The 4,398-nt window shown below is 72.4% G+C and carries 3 protein-coding genes; all 3 read left to right on the top strand.

Going from position 1 to position 4,398, the window contains the following annotated elements; all coding sequences use genetic code 11:
* The first annotated feature begins 557 nt into the window (after nucleotides 1–557).
* Complete coding sequence (locus C1729_RS13960) at nucleotides 558–1,790, top strand: resuscitation-promoting factor (RefSeq protein WP_102510756.1); 1,233 nt, start codon at nucleotides 558–560, stop codon at nucleotides 1,788–1,790.
* Nucleotides 1,791–1,883: 93 nt separating this feature from the next.
* The gene (gene rsmA / locus C1729_RS13955; protein ID WP_102510755.1) at nucleotides 1,884–2,915 is read left to right on the top strand and encodes a 16S rRNA (adenine(1518)-N(6)/adenine(1519)-N(6))-dimethyltransferase RsmA; all 1,032 of its coding nucleotides are present in this window, start codon (nucleotides 1,884–1,886) and stop codon (nucleotides 2,913–2,915) included.
* Nucleotides 2,912–3,880, top strand: a complete 969-nt coding sequence (locus tag C1729_RS13950) for a 4-(cytidine 5'-diphospho)-2-C-methyl-D-erythritol kinase (protein WP_102510754.1) — start codon at nucleotides 2,912–2,914, stop codon at nucleotides 3,878–3,880. The genes rsmA and C1729_RS13950 overlap by 4 nt, the downstream gene beginning before the upstream one ends.
* Nucleotides 3,881–4,398: the final 518 nt, after the last annotated feature.

Here is a 4,398-nt window from a genome sequence, read left to right as displayed (position 1 = left end):
GAGCGGTGCTTCAGCTTCGTCAAGCAGTGGCGAGGACTCGCGTCCCGCTACGACAAGACCGCCCGCTCATACGCAGCCGGCCCCTGCCTCTCCGCAGCACTCCAATAGATTTAGCAACACGGCCTAGGCGCCGCGGGCGCGTCGGGCCGTGCCACGACTGCCTGACCACAGCCGCGGCGGCTCGTGTCCAGGCTCCCAGGACACGGCGTCGCGTGGGTGATCTGTCCCACGAAGACTTGGTGCGAAGGTCACGCCCCGGTTACGGTAAACCGTTCGTCCGCCGTCCCGGCGGCCCTGACGGCGGTCCCACAAGGACCTCCCGACCGGGCCGTGGGATGTCGGCGGACGGCCGTCACGGTCGCCCCGCCCCGGTGAGGGGAGGAGCGCCACCCCTGCCGGGGGACGGTCTCTCAACCGGATCCGGTCTCGACCCCACGTCGCGTGCGCCGAGCGCACCACGGACCTCAGGCAGCGCCGCAGGGCGCGCATCAGGGCCGTGCCCCGCGGGCGCGTGGAACGTCGATCTCGGTGCCGGGAAGGTCGACGTCTGGACACTGATGCACAACCCCCTGAGCCGCGCCACGCGTGCGGAGAGCACCGACCCCACCCTCGGGACGACGGAGGAGGTGCACGCACGCAGGCCGCTCAGGCGCCGACCGTGGATCGTCGGCACGACCGCCGTCGCGCTCGCGCTCGGCGGTGTGGGGATCGCGGTCGCCGCAGACGCCCACAAGACCGTGAGCCTCGACGTCGACGGCAAGATCGTCGAGGTCGACACGTGGGCCGGGTCGGTCGGCAACCTGCTCGACGAGCTGAGCATCGACACCGGTGCGCGCGACGTCGTCGCCCCCGGTGCTGCCTCCTCCCTCGGCGACGGCGACACGATCGTCGTCCGCTACGGGCGCGAGGTGACCGTCTTCGACGGCGAGGAGAACGAGTCCGTGTGGACGACGGCCCTCGACGCCGCCGAGGTCCTCGACTCGCTCGAGCAGCGTGAGTCGGGCGTCCACCTCGTCGCGTCCCGCTCCTCGGCCCGCACCGAGATCGGCGTGCGCCTCCCGCTCGACGAGGCCGTCCAGGTGCTCGTCGAGGGTGAGGTCCACCCGGTGGCTGCAGGCGTCGCCGACGTCGATGCGGCGCTCGCCGCCGTGGACGTCGAGCTCGGCGAGCTCGACGAGGTGCTCGTCGCCGAGCGTTCCTCCGACGGCCACGAGGTCGCCGCGGGCGAGGCGGGCGTCGTCACCGTCGTCGTGCGCCGGGTCGAGGTCACCGAGAAGACCTCGACGAAGAAGATCGCGCACGAGACCGAGACGCGTAAGGACTCTGCGCGCTACACGGACCAGCCGACGATCGTCCGCACCGCCGGCAAGGACGGTGTCCGCACGACCGTCCACCGCATCCGCACGGTCGACGGCGACGTCGTCGAGAAGGAGAAGATCTCCGAGAAGGTGACGACGAAGCCGGTCACCGAGATCAAGGTCGTCGGCACGAAGAAGCGGCCGGTGGCGACGCCGTCGACGTCGTCGAAGGACCAGGGCACGGCCCCGTCCGGCACGGTGTGGCAGAGGCTGGCGCAGTGCGAGTCGGGCGGTCGTGCGAACGCCGTCTCGGCGAGCGGCGCCTACCACGGCCTTTACCAGTTCTCCGTCGCGACGTGGCGCTCGGTCGGTGGCACGGGCCTCCCGTCGCAGGCGTCGGCCGCCGAGCAGACGAAGCGCGCGAAGATCCTCCAGGCACGCTCGGGCTGGGGCCAGTGGCCGCACTGCTCGGCGAAGCTCGGTCTGCGCTGACCCAGCCGTCCCCAGGAATCCGAGCATCTGGTCGCTGTCAGTGACCAGATGCTCGGATTCTTGCGTGAGGGGTGGGCCGCGTAGGCTCGGGGCATGACTTCTGCCGCCACCCTTCTCGGCCCCGTCCAGGTGCGGGAGCTCGCCGAGCGGCTCGGCGTCCGGCCGACGAAGACGCTCGGCCAGAACTTCGTCATCGACGCCGGCACGGTGCGCAAGATCGTCCGCACCGCAGGCGTCGAGGCGGGCGAGCACGTCGTCGAGATCGGCCCCGGGCTCGGCTCGCTCACGCTCGGGATCCTCGAGACGGGCGCGAGCGTCGTCGCCGTCGAGATCGACCCGGTCCTCGCTGCCGAGCTGCCGACGACCGTCGCCACCTTCCAGCCGGGTGCGACCGAGCGCTTCTCGCTCGTCGGCCAGGACGCCCTCACCGTCACCGAGCTGCCCGGGCCGCCGCCCGTCGCGCTCGTCGCGAACCTGCCCTACAACGTCTCGGTGCCAGTGCTGCTCCACTTCCTCGAGCGCTTCGACTCGCTCGAGCGCGTGCTCGTCATGGTGCAGCTCGAGGTCGCCGACCGGCTCGCGGCGCCTCCCGGGTCGAAGACGTACGGCGTGCCGTCCGCGAAGGCCGCCTGGTACTGCCGGACGTCGCGCGCCGCGACGATCGGCCGCAACGTCTTCTGGCCCGCCCCGAACGTCGACTCGGCGCTCGTCGCGATGGAGCGGCGCGACCCGCCGTCGACCACGGCGTCGCGCGAGGACGTCTTCACGGTCGTCGACGCCGCGTTCGCGCAGCGCCGCAAGACGCTGCGCGCGACGCTCGCCGGGCTCGCGGGCTCGGGCGCGGCCGCCGCGGAGGCGCTCGAGGCCGCAGGCGTCGACCCGTCGGCGCGCGGCGAGGTGTGCGACATCGACACGTTCGCGCGCATCACCGAGGAGATCCTCGCCCGGGGCGGGTTCCACGCGCCGGCGCCGCGCGCGTCGCGACGCGAGCGCGAACGTCGTGCAGGTGACGACGGTGCGGCTGCTGCACCTGGCGACGGCGCTGCTGCTCCCGACGACGGTGCGGCTGCTCGGCACGCGACGTCCGCCGACGAGCTCTCGGCGACGGACGGCCCCGCCGCATGACGGGCGCGACCCGCGCGGGCGACCTGCCCGGCCGCGTCGTCGTCCGTGCTCCCGGCAAGGTCAACCTTGCGCTCCAGGTGAGCCCTGTCGGTGACGACGGCTATCACCGCGTCGTCTCCGTGTTCCAGGCGGTGTCGCTCTACGAGGACGTCACGGCGCAGCGGTCCAACGGCCTGTCGATGACGGCGTCGGGCCCGCAGTCGGAGCTCGTGCCGCTCGACGCGTCGAACATCGCGTGGCGTGCGGCGGAGCTGCTCGCCGCCGAGGTGGGGATCGAGCCCGACGTCCACCTCCATCTCGCCAAGGGCGTGCCGGTCGCAGGCGGGATGGCTGGCGGGTCGGCGGACGGCGCCGCGGCGCTCCTCGCATGCGACGCGCTGTGGGGGACGGGTGTGCCGCGGGCGCGCCTGCTCGAGCTTGCGGGCGAGCTCGGCGCGGACGTCGCGTTCCCGCTCGTCGGGCACACGGCCGTCGGCACGGGCCGGGGTGAGCTGCTCACGCCTGCGCTCGTGCGTGGTGAGCTGCACTGGGCGTTCGGCCTGCGGCACGCGGGGATCTCGACGGCGGCGTCGTACGGGCGCTTCGACGAGCGGCTTGCGGCCGCGGCGGAGCGCGGCGGGGACGTGCCGACCGCGGAACGGTGGGACGACGAGCCGGGGGTCGAGCTCATGGCGGCGTTGCGCGCTGGTGACGCAGAGGGCGTCGGCGCGCACCTGAGGAACGATCTTGAGGCGGCGTCGTGCGAGCTCGAGCCGGCCCTCCTCGAGGTGCTCGACGTCGCGCGTGCGGCGGGCGCGCTCGGCGTCGTCGTCTCGGGCTCCGGGCCGACGGTCGCGGCGCTCGGCCGCTCGCCGCGGCACGCGCTCGCGCTCGCGGCGGCGATGACGGCGGCGGGCGTCGTCGACGACGTGGTGACGGCGACGGGCAACGTCCCGGGCGCGCGCATCCTCACGCTCCCGGTGTGACCCTCTCCTCGACGGATGGACGCCTGCCGACCATTCGACGTGCGGGCGGAGTCAATCCGCCACCACCCCGAGCGCGAAGTGGCTCGATAGCCGATCGGACCACTGGACGTGTCCGGATCGGCTATCGACGACTGTCGCCAGCGGGACGGTCATGCTCGATAGCCGATCCGCACGCGTGACACGTATGTATCGCCTATCCGGCGCTTCTCTGCCCTGGTGGGCTGAGGTCTTTCGCGCCGCGCCTACCCTCCCACGTCCTCCCGACGGCTCGACGGGGCTGCCCGTCGAACGGTCGGATCCCGATAACCGTCGGGGCCCAGCGGCTCGATAGCCGATCGGACCACTGGACGTGTCCGGATCGGCTATCGACAACTGTCGCCAGCAGGAGCGGAATGCTCGATAGCCGATCCTCACACCTCCAGGGTGTGGATCGGCTATCGGAACACTGTGGGTGGGCTCGTGGACGGATTGACGGACGACCCGCATCGAATGGGCGGAAGGGGGGCTCTTATACACAA

It is taken from the genome of Sanguibacter massiliensis (assembly GCF_900240335.1).
GTDB lineage: Bacteria > Actinomycetota > Actinomycetes > Actinomycetales > Cellulomonadaceae > Flavimobilis > Flavimobilis massiliensis.
The sequence above is the reverse complement of the archived record's forward strand: the minus strand, read 5'-3'. Positions and strand labels throughout refer to the sequence as shown.

What these genes read in the sequence shown, in the direction of transcription:
- C1729_RS13950 (WP_102510754.1), top strand. Translation starts at nt 2,912, where the DNA reads ATGACGGGCGCGACCCGCGCGGGCGACCTGCCCGGCCGCGTCGTCGTC.
- rsmA (WP_102510755.1), top strand. Translation starts at nt 1,884, where the DNA reads ATGACTTCTGCCGCCACCCTTCTCGGCCCCGTCCAGGTGCGGGAGCTC.
- C1729_RS13960 (WP_102510756.1), top strand. Translation starts at nt 558, where the DNA reads ATGCACAACCCCCTGAGCCGCGCCACGCGTGCGGAGAGCACCGACCCC.